The sequence below is a fragment of the Georgenia sp. AZ-5 genome (assembly GCF_043952095.1).
In the GTDB taxonomy this organism is placed as follows: domain Bacteria; phylum Actinomycetota; class Actinomycetes; order Actinomycetales; family Actinomycetaceae; genus Georgenia.
In genome coordinates this window covers 925,668-940,241 of sequence record NZ_JBINOU010000001.1, presented here as the reverse complement: position 1 = coordinate 940,241, position 14,574 = coordinate 925,668, and the positions used below count along the sequence as shown (strand labels likewise).

Sequence of the window (14,574 nt, the reverse complement as noted above, 5' to 3'; positions counted from 1 at the left end):
CAGCCACTGGCCGTCGCGAGCGGAGCCAGGAGATCGGCCGTGCTCGCCGAGAACAGCACGGGGACCACAGAACCCGCCGGCGCGGGACCGGCGGGCTCTGTGCGTGCGGCGGGGTGACGCCGCCCTGGATCACCCGAAGCGGCCGGAGATGTAGTCCTCGGTGTCCTTCTTGGACGGGGAGGAGAACATCTTCTCGGTGTCGTCCATCTCGATGAGGTGGCCGGGCTTGCCGGTGCCGGCGATGTTGAAGAAGCCGGTGCGGTCGGAGACGCGGGCCGCCTGCTGCATGTTGTGGGTGACGATGACGATCGTGTACTCGTTCTTGAGCTCGGCCATGAGGTCCTCGATCGCCAGGGTGGAGATCGGGTCCAGCGCCGAGCACGGCTCGTCCATGAGCAGGACGTCAGGCTTCACCGCGATCGCCCGCGCGATGCACAGGCGCTGCTGCTGACCGCCGGAGAGGGACGAGCCGGGCCGGCCGAGGCGGTCCTTGACCTCGTTCCACAGGTTCGCACCGCGCAGGGAGCTCTCCACGAGGTCCTCGGCCTCGGACTTCTTCATCTTGCGGTTGTTCAGCTTCACGCCGGCCAGCACGTTGTCCGCGATGGACATCGTCGGGAACGGGTTGGGCCGCTGGAACACCATGCCGACGTGGCGGCGGACCATCACCGGGTCGACCTCCGCGCCGTACAGGTCCTGGCCGTCCATGATGGCGTGCCCCTCGACCCGCGCGCCGGGGATGACCTCGTGCATGCGGTTCAGGGTGCGCAGAAACGTGGACTTCCCGCAGCCGGACGGCCCGATGAGGGCCGTGATCGACCGCGGCTCGATGGTCATGGTGATGTCCTCGACCGCGAGGAAGTCCCCGTAGTACACGTTGAGGTTCTTGACGTCGATGCGCTTAGACACGGGTGGTCCTTCCGGGGCGGAGGGCGGCGTCGGTGGGGACGCGGGGCTGGTGGTGCGGGCGGGAGTGGCGAGGCCGGCTCACCGCTCGCCCTTCGGGGAGAAGTAGCGGCTCACGAGGCGGGCGCCGAGGTTGAGCAGCATGACGATGATGATCAGGGTGAGGGCGGTGGCCCAGGCGCGGTCGATGCCGACGCCCCCCTGGGAGAACTGGCGGTAGGCGAACACGGGCAGGGTGGCCATCCGGCCCTCGAGCGGGTCGTTGTTGACGGTCGCGATGATGCCGACCGTCAGCAGCAGCGGCGCCGTCTCGCCGATGACGCGGGCGATGGCGATCATGACGCCGGTGGTGATGCCCGCGATGGCCGTGCGCAGCACCACCTTGATGATCGTCATCCACTTCGGCACGCCCAGGGCGTAGGACGCCTCGCGCAGCTCGTTGGGCACCAGCCGCAGCATCTCCTCCACCGAGCGCACGACCACCGGGGTCATGAGCACGGCCAGCGCGACGGCGCCCATGAGGGCGGAGCGGTAGGCGGGCCCGAGGAGGATCGCGAAGAGCGCGAAGGCGAACAGGCCGGCGACGATGGAGGGGATGCCGGTCATCACGTCGACCAGGATCGTGATGGCGCGGGCGAGCTTCCCGCGACCGTACTCGACCAGGTAGATCGCCGTGAAGATGCCGAGCGGGATCGAGATCAGCGCGGCGAGACCGGTGACCCACAGCGTGCCGACGATGGCGTGCAGCGCGCCGCCCTCGGTCATGTCGCCGAAGATGCCGGTCATGTCCGTGGTGAGGAACTCCCAGCTGAACAGCCGCGAACCACGCTCGAGCACGCTCCACACCAGGGAGACCAGCGGCACCATGGCGATGATGAACGCCCCGGTGACGATGGAGGTGGCGAGCCGGTCCTTGGCGACGCGCTGGCCCTCGACGCTGCGGTAGGCGGCCCAGTTGACGACCACGAAGATGATGCCGCCGAGCAGGACGACGGAGACCGGGGTCGGCTGGGCGAGCAGCACCAGGAGGAACCAGGCGACGGCCACCGAGCCGGCGAGCATGGCCCACGGTGCCCAGCGCGGGAGCTTCCCGGCGCGGGTGGCGAGGTCCGAGGTGGTCGCGGTCATCAGTTCGCTCCAGAGAACTCGGCGCGGCGGGAGATGATCCACCGGGCGATCAGGTTGACCGCGAAGGTGATCGCGAACAGCGCGAGGCCCGTGGCGATCAGGACGTCGGCACCCAGCCCGGAGGCCTCCGGGAACTGGTTGGCGATGTTCGCGGCGATGGTCTGGTGCTGGCCGGGCTGCAGCAGGCGGAAGTTGATCTGGAACCCGGGCGACAGGATCATCAGCACCGCCATGGTCTCGCCGAGCGCGCGGCCCAGGCCGAGCATCGAGGCGCTGATGATGCCGGAGCGGCCGAACGGGAACACGGCCATGCGGACCATCTCCCACCTGGTGGCGCCCAGGGCGAGCGAGGCCTCCTCGTGCAGGCGTGGCGTCTGCAGGAACACCTCACGGATCGTCGCCGTGATGATCGGCAGGATCATCACCGCCAGCACGATGGACGCGGACATGGTGTTCTTGGCCGGGGCCTGGAAGTCGGCGAACAGCGGGAGGAAGCCGAGGGTGTCGCTCAGCCAGGTGAAGAGCGGCTCCATCTGCGGCACCAGCCAGGCCATGCCCCACATGCCGTAGACGACCGACGGGATGGCGGCGAGCAGGTCCACCAGGTAGCCCAGCCCCTGCGCCATGCGGCGGGGGGCGTAGTGGGAGATGAACAGCGCGATGCCGATGCTCACGGGCACGGCCATCAGCAGCGCCAGGGCCGAGGAGAGCAGCGTGCCGAAGATCAGCGGCGCGATGTACTGGCCCAGGTTCTGCCCGCCCAGGAAGCCGACCTCGGCGTACTCCGCCTGCGAGGCCGTCAGCGCGGGCCAGGAGCGCAGCAGGAGGAAGCCGGCGACGACCCCGAGGATGACGACGATCGCGATGCCCGCGCCGGTGGAGATGCCGGCGAAGACCGAGTTGCCCACCTTCCCGGGCGGGCGGCTGAGCCGGAGCTCGGGCGCGCTCCCGGTCTCGGTCTCGGGCGTGTTGACGACTGCCACGGATCCTCCGGGGTTGTCAGGGGCTTGGTGGGACATCGACGGGCCTCACACGGCGGTGATCTGCGCGACGGCGTTCGCGACGCGCTCGCGCAGCGCCGGCGAGATGGGCGCGGAGCCCGCGACGGCCGGGTCGGCCGCGCGCTGCTGCCCCTCCTCGCTGGCGATGTAGGTCAGGAGGTTCTGGATGTTCTCGGCGTCCCGCTCGCTGTCGTACCGCGAGCAGGCGATCGTGTAGGAGACGAGCACGATGGGGTACGTCCCCGCCTCCTCGGTGTCGCGCGCCAGGTCGATCGTCAGGCGCAGCTCGGTGGCGTCCTCCGCGGGCGGGGAGACGTCGACCACTGCCGAGGCCGCCTCCGGGGAGAACGGCACGAACTCCTCCCCCACCCCGACCGCGACCGTCCCGAGCCCCTCGGTGACCTGGGCGGCGTCGGCGTAGCCGATGGTGCCCTCGGCGGCCTGCAGGGTGGTGATGACGCCCGAGGTCTGGGTGCCGGAGAGGGTGCCCGAGCGCGGCCACGTCTCGCTCGGCTCGTGCGGCCAGGCCTCGGGCGCGGCCTCGGCGAGGTACTCGGTGAAGTTCTCGGTGGTGCCCGAGTCGTCCGAGCGGTTCACCGGCGAGATCTGCAGGTCGGGAAGCTCGACCCCGGGGTTCGCCTCGGCGATGGCCGGGTCGTTCCACCGGGTGACGTCCCCGTTGAAGATGGCGGCGATGGTCTCCGGCCTCAGGTTGAGGTGCCCGGCGTCCAGGCCCGAGAGGTTGTACGCCACCGCGATCGGGGAGATGTACAGGGGCAGCTCGACGACGTCGCCGCCGTGGCAGCGCTCCGCCCCCTGCTCCAGCTCCTCGGCGTCCATGGCCGCGTCCGACCCGGCGAACAGCACGGCGCCGTTGAGGAACATCTCACGGCCCGAGCCGGAGCCGACCGGGTCGTAGGAGGCGAGGACGCCCGGGTGGGCGTCCTGGAAGCCGGCGATCCAGGCCGTCATCGCGATCTCCTGCGCCGAGGAACCGGCGCCCGGCAGCGGGCTGGCGGAGGTGCCGCAGCCGGCGAGCGCGAGCCCGAGGGCACCGCTCACCAGGACCGCCCGCCCGGTGCGGCGGTGGCGTGGCTGAGCACTCGTGGCGTTCTCCGTCCTGGTCCGACGGGCGCGGCGCGCCCGTTCGGAGACGACGGTAGGAAACCGCGGTGTCCGGCCGGCGGGCGGCAGGTGAACGAACGGTGAACGACCCCTGTCGGCTCGCTCACAGGGGGAAGACGCACTGCGGAGAAAAATCATGTTCGGCGGGCCCTCACTCCGGCGAGGCCTGCCGCGCCGACGGCACGCCGGCAGGCACAGAACTTGGCATCGGAGTGAAGATACGGGATGGCCGCCACGAACGCGCTGGTGGGACGGCCCCCGAGGGGCCGGCCCACCAGCTCACTGATCAGGAGGGATCAGCTCAGGCCACGGTGATCTTCTCGATCGCCGCGGTGACGTCCTCGCGCAGGGCGTCGGAGATCGGCGCGGAGCCGGCCACGCTGGGGTCGGATGCGCGCTCCTGGCCCTCCTCCGAGGCGATGTAGCTCAGCAGCGCCTTGACGTTCTCGGCGTCCTGCTCGCTCTCGTAGGTCGAGCACGCGATGGAGTAGGAGACCAGCACGATCGGGTAGGTCCCGGACTCCTGGGTGTCGCGGGCGAGGTCCACGGTCAGGCGCAGGTCGGTGGCGTCCTCGGTGGCCGGGGAGGCGTCCACGACGGCGGCGGCGGCCTCCGGGGAGAAGGGCACGAACTCCTCGCCCACGCCCACGGCGACGGTGCCGACGCCCTCGGCGTCCGGGACGCGGGAGGCGTCGAGGTAGGCGATGCCACCCTCGGAGCCCTCGAGCGTGGTGGCGACGCCGGACGTGCCGTTGCCGGAGAGGGTGCCCGCGATCGGCCAGTCCTCGACCGGGCCGTGCTCCCACGCCTCGGGGGCCGCCTCGGAGAGGTACTCGGTGAAGTTCTCCGTGGTGCCCGAGGAGTCGGAGCGGTTGATCGGCTTGATGTCGAGGTCGACGTCCGCGAGCGCGGGGTTGTCGGCGACGATGGCCGGGTCGTTCCACTTGGTGATGGTGCCGTCGAAGATGTCGGCGAGCACGGCCGGCTTGAGGTTGACGTTCTCCGCCTCCACGCCGGGCAGGTTGTAGGCCACGGCGATCGGGGAGATGTACAGCGGCAGCTCGATGACCTCGCCGCCGAAGCAGCGCTCGGCGCCCGCGGTGAGTTCCTCCTCGTCCATGGCGGCGTCCGAGCCGGCGAAGAGCACGGCGCCGTTGAGGAACTGCTCGCGGCCCGTCCCGGAGCCGGTCGGGTCGTAGGAGACGTTCACCTCGGGGTTCTGCTCCTGGAAGCCGGCCATCCAGGCGTTCATGGCGGCCTCCTGGGAGGTCGCACCGGCCCCGGCGAGGTCGCCGGAGAGGGACGAGCCCTCCTCCTCGGCGCTCGCGCCGGCCGCGGGCTCCTCGGCCTCGGTGCTGCCGCCGCACGCTGCGAGCGTGATCGCCACGGCGCTGAGCATCGCCATTCCCGCCACGCGGCGGCTACCTGCAAGCTTCACGGTCATTCCATCCTCTGTCTCGGTGGGGCGGCGCGGGGGGATCGCCGACCAAGACGGGACGTTAGGCAGCGCCGGTGACCGGCCGGCGGGCACGCGGTGAACGCTCGGTGAACGCTTCGGGACCGTTGCGTCGCGATCTCGCAACGGTGCGCTGCGGAGCATCGCGGTGTGCGCCGGGTCACTTCCCGCGCCGGCGCCGGCCCTCAGATGGCGGGGCGGTGCTTCTCCAGCGCCACCACGGCGGCCCGGCGGCCCGGCCGCTTCGCCAGGTGGACGACGAGGATCTCGGCGGTCCGCAGCCACGGGTCCGAGGCCGGGACCATCTTCATGATCCGGTGCGGGGTGCGCTCGGCGATGCCCTCCACCACCGTGGGCAGGACCGGGCGGTGCGTGCAGATCGCGACCGGCACGTCGCGGGTGGCCAGCTCCTTGTCGACGAGCCGGCGGACCGGCTTCTTGGAGCGGGCGTGGGCGTCCTCGGTCAGCTCGGGCTTGAGCTCTGCCCCGACCCCCGTGCGCAGCAGGTAGGGGCGGACCGTGGCGGCGCAGCGCTCCCAGGGCGAGGTGATGACGTCCTCGACGCCGAACGCGGCGAGCATCGGCACGAGCGCCTCGGCCTGGCGGCGTCCGGCCGGCGTCAGCGGACGCGTCGCCTCGCCGCCCCGCCACGCGGAGCGCTTCTTGGCCCTGGCGTGCCGGACCACCACCATCGTCCAGGTGCGCAGGCGCTCCTCGTGCCACATGTCGATCAGCGCCCCGAGCGGCTCGCGGTCGTAGTCGTAGGTGAGGAGCCTGACCGCCTTGGTGGCGCTGACCCAGCGCACCTCGTCGATCTCCGACTCCGGCGCGGCGGCCACGTCCTCCCGGCCCCGGACGCTCGGGGCGGCGTCGTCCACGGCCTGCGCCGCCCAGTAGTGGGCGACCTTCCGGCGCCCGTCCCCGTTGCGGTACCGCACCGTGGGCAACGGCGCGCCGAGGACCACGTGCAGCCCCGTCTCCTCGGCCACCTCCCGCACCGCGCAGGCGACCAGACTCTCCCCCGGCTCGAGCTTGCCCTTGGGCCAGGACCAGTCGTCGTACCGGGGCCGGTGGACCACCAGCACCTCCAGCGTGCGGCCACGGACGCGCCAGACGAGCGCCCCGGCGGCCTCGACGACGGTCCTGCCCCGCACCGCGGTGACGCTCACCGCCGGGCGGCCACGCGGCGCCGCGCGCGCGCCATGAGCATCTCCTGCAGGTCGTCCAGGCGCTGCCCGTCAGCGTCGAGGTGCCGGCGGTGCCAGCCGTCCAGCTCCAGGTGCCACGAGGAGGTGTTGTCCGCCGCGGAGACCTCGAGCAGCTCGACGAGGAAGTCGATCTGCCCGGGATCGGCGATGCGGATGAGGGCCTCCACGCGGCGGTCGAGGTTGCGGTGCATGAGGTCGGCCGAGCCGATCCAGACCTCCGGGTCCCCGCCGTTGCCGAACGCGAAGACGCGGGCGTGCTCCAGGAAGCGGCCCAGGATGGAGCGCACACGGATGTTCTCGCTGAGCCCCGGCACGCCCGCCCGGATGGCGCAGATGCCGCGGACGACGACGTCGACCGGCACCCCGGCGCGGCTCGCCCGGTACAGCGCGTCGATGATGGCCTCGTCCACGATGGAGTTGACCTTGAACTTCACCCACGCGGGCCGGCCGGCGCGGTGGTGCTCGATCTCGCGCTCGATGCGCTCGACCAGGCCGGGCCGGATGGACCGCGGCGCGACGAGCAGGCGGTGGAAGCGCGTGCGCGGCGCGTACCCGGAGAGCTGGTTGAACAGCCTCGTCAGGTCCTGGCCGACGTCGCGGTCGCACGTGAGCAGGCCGATGTCCTCGTACCCGCGGGCCGTCTTGGGGTGGTAGTTGCCGGTGCCGACGTGGCAGTAGCGGCGCAGCCCGTCCGCCTCCTGGCGCACCACCAGGCAGAGCTTCGCGTGGGTCTTCAGCCCCACGATGCCGTAGACCACGTGGACGCCGGCCTGCTCGAGCTTGCGCGCCCAGGAGATATTGGCCTGCTCGTCGAAGCGCGCCTTGATCTCCACGATCGCCAGCACCTGCTTGCCGGCCTCGGCGGCGTCGATGAGGGCGTCGACGATCGGGGAGTCGCCCGAGGTGCGGTACAGCGTCTGCTTGATGGCCAGCACCTTCGGGTCGGTCGCGGCCTGGGCGATGAACTGCTGGACGGAGGTGGAGAAGGAGTCGTACGGGTGGTGCAGCAGGATGTCCCCGGAGCGGATCGCCGCGAAGAAGTCCGTGGGGTTGGCCGACTCGACCTCGGCGAGGCCCTGCGCCGTCACCGGCACGAACTTGGGGTACTTCAGCGCGGGCCGGTCCAGGTCGTGGATGACGTTCAGGCCGGTCAGGTCGAGCGGCGCCGGCAGGTGGAACACGTCCTGCTCCGCCACCCCGAGCTCGCGCTTGAGCAGGTCGAGGACGTGCTCGCTGATCCCCTCGGCGACCTCCAGGCGCACCGCGGGCCCGAAGCGGCGGCGCACCAGCTCCTTCTCCAGGGCCTTGAGGAGGTTCTCGGCGTCGTCCTCCTCCACCTCGACGTCCTCGTTGCGGGTGACGCGGAAGGTGTGGTGCTCGACGATCTCCATGCCCGGGAACAGCGCGTCCAGGTGGTGGGCGATGACCTCCTCCAGCGGCACGTACGACGTGCGCCCGCTGGAGTCCGACGGGACGTCCTCGGGGCGGTAGGGCTTGCCGTCGGAGTCGACGACGATGAACCGCGGCAGCAGCGGCGGCACCTTCACGCGGGCGAAGTGCTCCTTGCCGCTGACCGGGTTGCGCACGAGCACCGCCAGGTTCAGCGAGAGCCCGGAGATGTAGGGGAACGGGTGCGCGGGGTCGACCGCCAGCGGCGTGAGGACCGGGAAGATCTGCTTGCGGAAGAACTTGTGCAGCCGGTCCTGCTCGGACTCGTTGAGCTGCTCCCAGTGCAGCAGGCGGATGCCCACGTCGGCGAGCTTGGGCTGGACGTCGTCGGCGAAGACGCGCGCGTGCCGGGCGGTCAGTTCCTTCGCCCGGCGACTGATGCCCTCCAGCACCTGGCGCGGGGACAGCCCGGAGGCGGCAGTGACCGCCATCCCGGTGGCCATGCGCCGTTTCAGGCCGGCCACGCGGACCATGTAGAACTCGTCGAGGTTCGACGCGAAGATCGACAGGAACCACGTCCGCTCGAGGATGGGGAGGTCCCGGTCCTCGGCCTGCTCCAGCACGCGCTCGTTGAACGCCAGCCAGCTGAGCTCACGGTCGGCGAAGCGGCCCTCGGGGAGCTCGGCGTCCTCGGGCCGCACGTTCTCCGCCGCGGCGCCCCGCTCGGTCGCGACGGCCTCCCGGGCCAGCGTGGCGGACGACGTCGCGACGCCGCCGAGCATGTGCGCCACCCGGGCCCGGGCCTGGGAGGCGAGCTCGTCGTCGGCGTCGGTCTCGAGGCGGTCGCGCGTGCCGCCGTCGCCCGCGGCCGGGTCCGCGACCGCGTCCGTGTCGTCCCCCTCGACCGCGGCCACGTCGGGCATCGGGGAGCCGAGGTCGTCGTCCTCGTCCTCCAGGCCCGCGAGCTCCTCGACGACGGCGTCCTCGGCCCCGTCGGCCTCGCGGACGTCGTCCGACGGCTCCTCGCTGCGAAGGTTCTCTGCCACGCCGTCCGCGGCGGCCTGCTCCGAGCTGCTCATGCCTCTCATACTCGCACCCCCAGGTGTCGGCCGGGTGTCCAGGTCCGGGTGCCCGGAGCCACCCGCGCGCCTCATCGGTACTGGACGTCGATGGCGACGCAATGGAAGCCCTCCCGCTGGTACGTCCGGAGCGCGGCGGCGTTGTCGCCCTCGACGTAGAGGGTGGCCCGGCGCAGGCCGCGCCGGGCCAGCTCGACCATCGCCCGGCGGGTCAGCATGCCGCCCAGGCCCCGGCCCTGCGCCTCGGGGTGGACGCCGAGGGCGTAGATCTCCCCCGACCCCTCTCCCGGGACCACCTTGACCCACATCGACGCCATGGGCCCCGCGTCCGGCGCGTCGGGGTCCTCGACGAGCCACAGCAGGGTCGGGTCGAACCACTCCTCCGCCTCGCGCGCCCGGAGGTCGTCCACGGTCATCCGGCCCTGCTCCGGGTGGTCGGCGAAGGCGGCGGCGTTGAGGCGCACCCAGCCCTCCTCGTCCCGGCCGGGCGCGAAGGTGCGCACGGCGGCGTGCGGGTGCCCGTGCATGGTGTGCATCGACTCGGCCGTGAGTGGACCGAGCGGCGCGGACATCTGCAGCAGCTCCCGGACCACCTCCATGCCGGCCGACCGGGCGAGCGCCTGCGCGCCGGTGAGGTTGCCGTGCGCCCAGACCGCCACCCCGGGGGCCGCGGCGCGCACGGCGTCGAGCAGCGCGCGCCCGACGCCGCGGCGGCGGGCGGCCGGGCGCACCGCCAGCTCGGCGCTGGCGCCCTCGACGTCCAGCTGCGCGTAACCCACCAGGGCGTCCTCCACCGCCAGGAAGTGACGCACCTGCCGCACGGGCGTGCGGATCTCGAGGAGGGTCTGCTCCGACAGCGCCGCGACGCCGTCGGTCCGCTCGACCTCCTCGGCGAGCTCGAGGACTTCCCGGACCTCCCCGTCCAGCCGGTCCGCCTGGGTGATCATGCGCCGCCTCCCTCCCGCTCGCGCGGGTCCCCGGCCATTCCACCCGTGCCCCGTCCGTGGCGCAAATGCCGGGCCGCGGCGGCAGGTTCCACGCCTGCACGCCGAACCCCTGCCGAACAGGCCCTCATCCGGCGTTCGGCGCCTCGAAAGCCGGATCAGGGCCTGTTCGGTGCCGGAGGGTCGGGGGGCGTGCTCACGCTGAGCCTCAGTCCGGCCGAGGTCGCCGGGCGGGTCCTCTCATGGGCCAGGTGGTCGGCTGGGCCGGGGCACCATGCGTCGGGCGAGGTTGGGCAGCTGCGAGGGGCCCGGCGCGGCCTCGGCCGTCCACGGGCCCGTGCCCTCCGAGGCGTCGATGATCCCGGCCTCGGCCCAGGTGTGCTCGCCCGCGAGCACCTGGCGGGCGAGCACCTCGTCGCCGGCGTCGGTGTTGGCCCACAGGGCGTCGAAGAGCCGCTCCACCTCGAGCCGGGCGCGCCGGCAGTACGCGTCCGCGAGCCGCTCCGCGGCGCGGGCGACCTCCGGCGGGTCGTCCTCGCGCTGCATCTGGGCCCGGGAGCACACCGCCGCCATCGCGAACAGCGCGGCGCCGATGTCCACGACCCTGCCGAGGAAGCCCTGCCTCTTCTCCAGGCCGCCCTGCCAGCGAGCCATGCCGTAGAAGGTGGAGCGGGCGAGCCGCCGCGAGAAGCGCTCGACGAACCGCACGTGGGTGGCCAGCGTCCCGAACTCCGCGTAGGCGCGCGGGTTCTGGCCGTCCCCCAGAAGCAGCTGCGGGAGCCAGGTGGCGTAGAAGGCGGCGGCGCGGCCGGCCGCGCCGGCCTTGGCGCCCACGCCGGTGTCGGGGTCGATGAGGTCACCGGCGACGGCGAGGTGGGCGTCCACGGCCTCGCGCGCGACGAACAGCCGCTGGATGTCGGACGTGCCCTCGAAGATGCGGTTGATGCGCAGGTCGCGCAGCGCCTGCTCGGCGGGGACGGCCCGCTCCCCGCGGGCGGCGAGGGAGTCCGCCGTCTCGTACCCGCGGCCGCCGCGGACCTGGACGAGGGTGTCGGCGACCTGCCAGGCCAGCTCGGAGGTGAACAGCTTGCAGACGGCGGCCTCGATGCGGATGTCGGTCTCCCCGGCGTCGAACATGTGCGCCGTGAGCTCGACCATGGCCTCCTGAGCGTAGGACGACGTCGCCATGAAGGCGACCTTGTGGGCGATGGCGGCGTGCTCGCCGATCGGCCGGCCGAACTGGATGCGCTCGCGCGACCACTCGCGGCCGATCTTCAGGCACCACTTGCTCGCGCCGACGCACATCGCCGGGATCGACAGGCGGCCGGCGTTGAGGGTGGTGAAGGCGATCTTCAGCCCCCGCCCCTCCTCCCACAGCACGTTCGCCGCCGGCACGCGGACCCGGTGGAACCGGGTGACCGAGTTCTCGATGCCCCGCAGGCCCATGAAGGCGTTGCGCCGCTCCACCGTGATCCCGGGGCTGTCGGCCTCGACGACGAAGGCCGTCACGCCCCCCCTGTGCCCCTCCGAGGCGGGCACGCGGGCCATGACGACGTAGACCTCGGCGACGGGACCGTTGGTGGTCCACAGCTTCACGCCGTCGAGCAGGTACGCCTCGCCGTCGTCGGTGGGCGTGGCGGTGGTGCGCATGCGGGCGGGGTCGGAGCCGACGTCCGGCTCCGTGAGGAGGAACGCGGACAGCGCGCCCGCCGCGCACCGGGGCAGGAAGGCGCGCTTCTGCTCCTCCGTGCCGAACTGCTTGACGGGCTCGGGCACCCCGATGGACTGGTGCGGGGAGACGAGCGCGCCCAGCGCGGGGCTGGCCGTGCTGATGAGCATGAGCGCGCGGGCGTAGTAGACCTGGTTCAGGCCCAGCCCGCCGTACTCGGTGGGGATCTTGATGCCCAGCGCCCCGATGCGGGCCAGGCCCTGGACCACCTCGTCGGGGATGCGGGCCTCGCGCTCGATGGCGCGCCCGTCGACGTTGTCGCGGAGGAACTGCTCGAGAACCGCGAGGAACGCCTTGCCGCGGGCGTCCATCTCCGCCGTCGGCCGCGGGTGGGGGCTGATCAGGTCGGGCCGGAACCGGCCGAGGTAGAGCTCCTTGGCGAAGGAGGGCTTGCGCCACTCCGTCTCGCGCGCCTTCTCGACGGCGCGGCGGGACTCCCGCTCCGTGACCTGTACGCCGTCCTGCATGCCGTTGACCTGCGTCGGTGCCCCCATGGGACCCTCCCGCCCTCGTTGCCGGTACCGGCAGTATCACCTATCGGAGCGGCGGCGGGAAGGGTTTGACGACAGCCGTCACAAGAAACGCCGCGAACGCGGCGCGGCGCTCGCCGGGGCTGGCGTGCCGGGTGGCCGGCCGCTCAGTCGAGCTTGCCGGAGCGGTAGAGGTCCGCGGCCTCCTCGAGCTCCTCGGCCGTGGACAGCAGCCCACCGGCGCGCCGGGTGACCAGGAAGGCGAGGTCGTCGTCGTCCTCCTGGATCCAGTCGGCGTCCATGGCCGAGCCCGTGGCGAGCACCCGCAGGAAGGCGGCCGCACGCTCCAGCGCCACCGCCAGGTCGGCGCCGTACAGGCCGGCGAGCACCTTGTCGACCAGCACCTTGACGTCCTCCGGGCCCGGCGGGCTGGCCACCCCGGCGACGGCCCCGGCCACCTCGGCGCGCTGCAGGCCGAGCCGGTAGCGGCTCGCGACGGTGGCGGGGTCGCGGCGGACCCACTCGCGCAGGAGGTACAGGCGCCACAGCGTGCCCGGCAGGGTGGTGTGCGGGCTGCGGGACCACAGCGCGGCGATCTCGTCCAGCCCCTCGGTGTCCACCAGCCGCACGAGGCGCTGGAGCAGCTCGGGGTCCTCCTCGGCGCCGGCCCGGCCGCGGTGCACGAAGGCGTTGGCGGTGGTGTGGGCGATCTCGGAGCGGGTGGCCGGGTCCTCGTCGCCCTCGATCTCCTCGGCCTGCGCCGGGTCGAGCATGGCCGGTCGGCGGTGGCGCCGGGGCTCGCTCATCTCAACTGCTCCTTGCCGTCGGGGTGGCCGCCGTCGGCGACCCGGTCCTCCGCGATTGTCCCCCACCGGCGGTGGCGGCGCAGCGCCGGTCCCCGCCGGCACCTCGGCGGACGCCCGCACTCCGGCACGACGAGTGCCGCCAGAGGATGCCCGCGCCGAGACGACGGGTGCGGCGCGCTACGGTTGTACCCGCCTCCCGCGCGGCGTCCCCCGCCGGCCGGAGCGCGGGCCTCTAGCTCAATTGGCAGAGCAGCGGACTTTTAATCCGCGGGTTGTGGGTTCGATCCCCACGGGGCCCACGACGGGACCCGAGCCCTCGCGGGCCGGGTACAGGGCCGCCACAACTGCCACCGAGGTCCCGACTTTCCCGCTACGGTCCGTCCATGGGAGGGCGTCGAAGGGGACGGCTGCCATTGTCGCCGCCGCGGTGCTGACCGTCGCGGGCTGCAGCGACTCCTCTGGGACAGCGTCCGCGGGCAGTGCGCCCGGGGGGAGCGCGTCCGCAGCGAGCACGCCTCCAGCGAGCACACCCGCACCGCCCGGCTTCGCCCCGTTCGACCGACCAGCGACGAGCGAGGACGCGTTGCCCGAGGGAGTCCAGGCCTCGCTCGAGGGGCTCCGCGAAGTCCGCTTCATCGGTGAGTCCGAAGGAGCGCTGGTCTACGCCGCCCAGCAGGCCGACATGCCGTGGTGCGTCGTGGTCGTGCTCCCTGGGCGCGCGGAGGCCGGGGACTGGACGGCGGGCTCCTCCTGCGCCGACGACGCCCGGTTCGCCAAGCGGGGCGTCTGGACGAAGGTGAGCGGCGGGACGGGCCAGCACGGCGAGGCCCTGCTGCTGCCGGACGACTTCGCCGGCGAGGTCGGGGAGGGCTGGCAGGTCGTCGGGCCGAACCTCGCCGTACCGGTCGAGTCGTAGCCGCGCGGGCCACACGCCTCGCCGTCACCCGGGTCCCTTCATCGCGTCACCCGGGTCCCTTCATCGCCGGGGAGCGCCTGCTCAGCTCTCGTCCTCCAGCGCGGACGGCTTGTGCACGGCGGTCTTCCCGCTCTTGTCGCTGCGGACGAGGTACTGCGGGTCGTCCTTGCTCGCCCGCACCGTCCGGCCGGCCTCCTCGCTGTCCTCGGTGATCTTGCGCTCCACCTTGCCCTCGGCTGTGCTGCCGTGGCTCTTCCACGAGACCTTGTCGCCCTTGCTGAGCTCGTCGTCCGCCATCGCGATCGGCCTCCCGTCCGTCGTGGCCCGCACGGCCAGTGTGCGGGGCGTGCGCAGCCGGGCAACTCGTGACGCGCCCCCCGTCCCTGGCGCCGCTGAGCGAGGGGGACCACAGGTCCG

The 14,574-nt window shown here is 72.6% G+C and carries 12 protein-coding genes and 1 tRNA gene; 2 read left to right on the top strand and 11 right to left on the bottom strand.

The genetic code is table 11. The annotated features are described in order from the left end of the window. Positions 1-129 precede the first annotated feature (129 nt). The 10 genes from pstB to ACF0H8_RS04445 all read right to left on the bottom strand — a co-directional run bounded on the left by pstB (position 130) and on the right by ACF0H8_RS04445 (position 13,241). Positions 130-909 (bottom strand): phosphate ABC transporter ATP-binding protein PstB, encoded by a 780-nt coding sequence (pstB, locus tag ACF0H8_RS04490; protein ID WP_395287788.1) that lies wholly within the window; start codon positions 907-909, stop codon positions 130-132. A gap of 78 nt (positions 910-987) precedes the next feature. Further along, positions 988-2,034: a phosphate ABC transporter permease PstA gene (pstA, locus tag ACF0H8_RS04485; protein WP_395287787.1), complete on the bottom strand. Its 1,047-nt coding sequence runs from the start codon at positions 2,032-2,034 to the stop codon at positions 988-990. Continuing rightward, positions 2,034-3,017, bottom strand: a complete 984-nt coding sequence (pstC, locus tag ACF0H8_RS04480; protein ID WP_395287786.1) for a phosphate ABC transporter permease subunit PstC — start codon at positions 3,015-3,017, stop codon at positions 2,034-2,036. The genes pstA and pstC overlap by 1 nt, the downstream gene beginning before the upstream one ends. Before the next feature lie 45 nt (positions 3,018-3,062). Next, a complete protein-coding gene (locus ACF0H8_RS04475) occupies positions 3,063-4,097 on the bottom strand; it encodes a phosphate ABC transporter substrate-binding protein PstS (protein ID WP_395287785.1) in 1,035 nt (344 codons plus the stop codon). A gap of 364 nt (positions 4,098-4,461) precedes the next feature. Then, positions 4,462-5,604, bottom strand: coding sequence for a phosphate ABC transporter substrate-binding protein PstS (pstS, locus tag ACF0H8_RS04470; protein ID WP_395287784.1), 1,143 nt, complete (start codon positions 5,602-5,604; stop codon positions 4,462-4,464). A 197-nt stretch (positions 5,605-5,801) separates the two neighbouring features. Beyond that, positions 5,802-6,770, bottom strand: coding sequence for an NUDIX domain-containing protein (locus ACF0H8_RS04465; RefSeq protein ID WP_395287783.1), 969 nt, complete (start codon positions 6,768-6,770; stop codon positions 5,802-5,804). A gap of 11 nt (positions 6,771-6,781) precedes the next feature. Next, complete coding sequence (locus ACF0H8_RS04460; protein ID WP_395290806.1) at positions 6,782-8,995, bottom strand: RNA degradosome polyphosphate kinase; 2,214 nt, start codon at positions 8,993-8,995, stop codon at positions 6,782-6,784. A gap of 368 nt (positions 8,996-9,363) precedes the next feature. Further along, the gene (gene mshD / locus ACF0H8_RS04455; protein ID WP_395287782.1) at positions 9,364-10,239 is read right to left on the bottom strand and encodes a mycothiol synthase; all 876 of its coding nucleotides are present in this window, start codon (positions 10,237-10,239) and stop codon (positions 9,364-9,366) included. A gap of 237 nt (positions 10,240-10,476) precedes the next feature. Continuing rightward, positions 10,477-12,459 (bottom strand): acyl-CoA dehydrogenase family protein, encoded by a 1,983-nt coding sequence (locus tag ACF0H8_RS04450; RefSeq protein WP_395287781.1) that lies wholly within the window; start codon positions 12,457-12,459, stop codon positions 10,477-10,479. A gap of 143 nt (positions 12,460-12,602) precedes the next feature. Next, positions 12,603-13,241: a hypothetical protein gene (locus tag ACF0H8_RS04445; RefSeq protein WP_395287780.1), complete on the bottom strand. Its 639-nt coding sequence runs from the start codon at positions 13,239-13,241 to the stop codon at positions 12,603-12,605. A gap of 226 nt (positions 13,242-13,467) precedes the next feature. On the opposite strand from ACF0H8_RS04445, the gene ACF0H8_RS04440 reads away from it, so the two are divergent. Continuing rightward, positions 13,468-13,540 (top strand) — tRNA-Lys (locus ACF0H8_RS04440). A 284-nt stretch (positions 13,541-13,824) separates the two neighbouring features. Beyond that, positions 13,825-14,157 (top strand): hypothetical protein, encoded by a 333-nt coding sequence (locus ACF0H8_RS04435; RefSeq protein WP_395287779.1) that lies wholly within the window; start codon positions 13,825-13,827, stop codon positions 14,155-14,157. A gap of 81 nt (positions 14,158-14,238) precedes the next feature. On the opposite strand, the gene ACF0H8_RS04430 is transcribed toward ACF0H8_RS04435, so the two are convergent. Beyond that, positions 14,239-14,487 carry a DUF2945 domain-containing protein gene (locus ACF0H8_RS04430; RefSeq protein WP_395287778.1) on the bottom strand — a complete coding sequence of 83 codons (249 nt, stop codon included), beginning with the start codon at positions 14,485-14,487 and terminating at the stop codon, positions 14,239-14,241. Positions 14,488-14,574 lie beyond the last annotated feature (87 nt).

Coding starts and splice junctions, on each gene's coding strand:
- pstA (WP_395287787.1), bottom strand. CDS start 2,034: ATGACCGCGACCACCTCGGACCTCGCCACCCGCGCCGGGAAGCTCCCG.
- pstS (WP_395287784.1), bottom strand. CDS start 5,604: ATGACCGTGAAGCTTGCAGGTAGCCGCCGCGTGGCGGGAATGGCGATG.
- ACF0H8_RS04460 (WP_395290806.1), bottom strand. CDS start 8,995: ATGCTCGGCGGCGTCGCGACGTCGTCCGCCACGCTGGCCCGGGAGGCC.
- mshD (WP_395287782.1), bottom strand. CDS start 10,239: ATGATCACCCAGGCGGACCGGCTGGACGGGGAGGTCCGGGAAGTCCTC.
- ACF0H8_RS04450 (WP_395287781.1), bottom strand. CDS start 12,459: ATGGGGGCACCGACGCAGGTCAACGGCATGCAGGACGGCGTACAGGTC.
- ACF0H8_RS04445 (WP_395287780.1), bottom strand. CDS start 13,241: ATGAGCGAGCCCCGGCGCCACCGCCGACCGGCCATGCTCGACCCGGCG.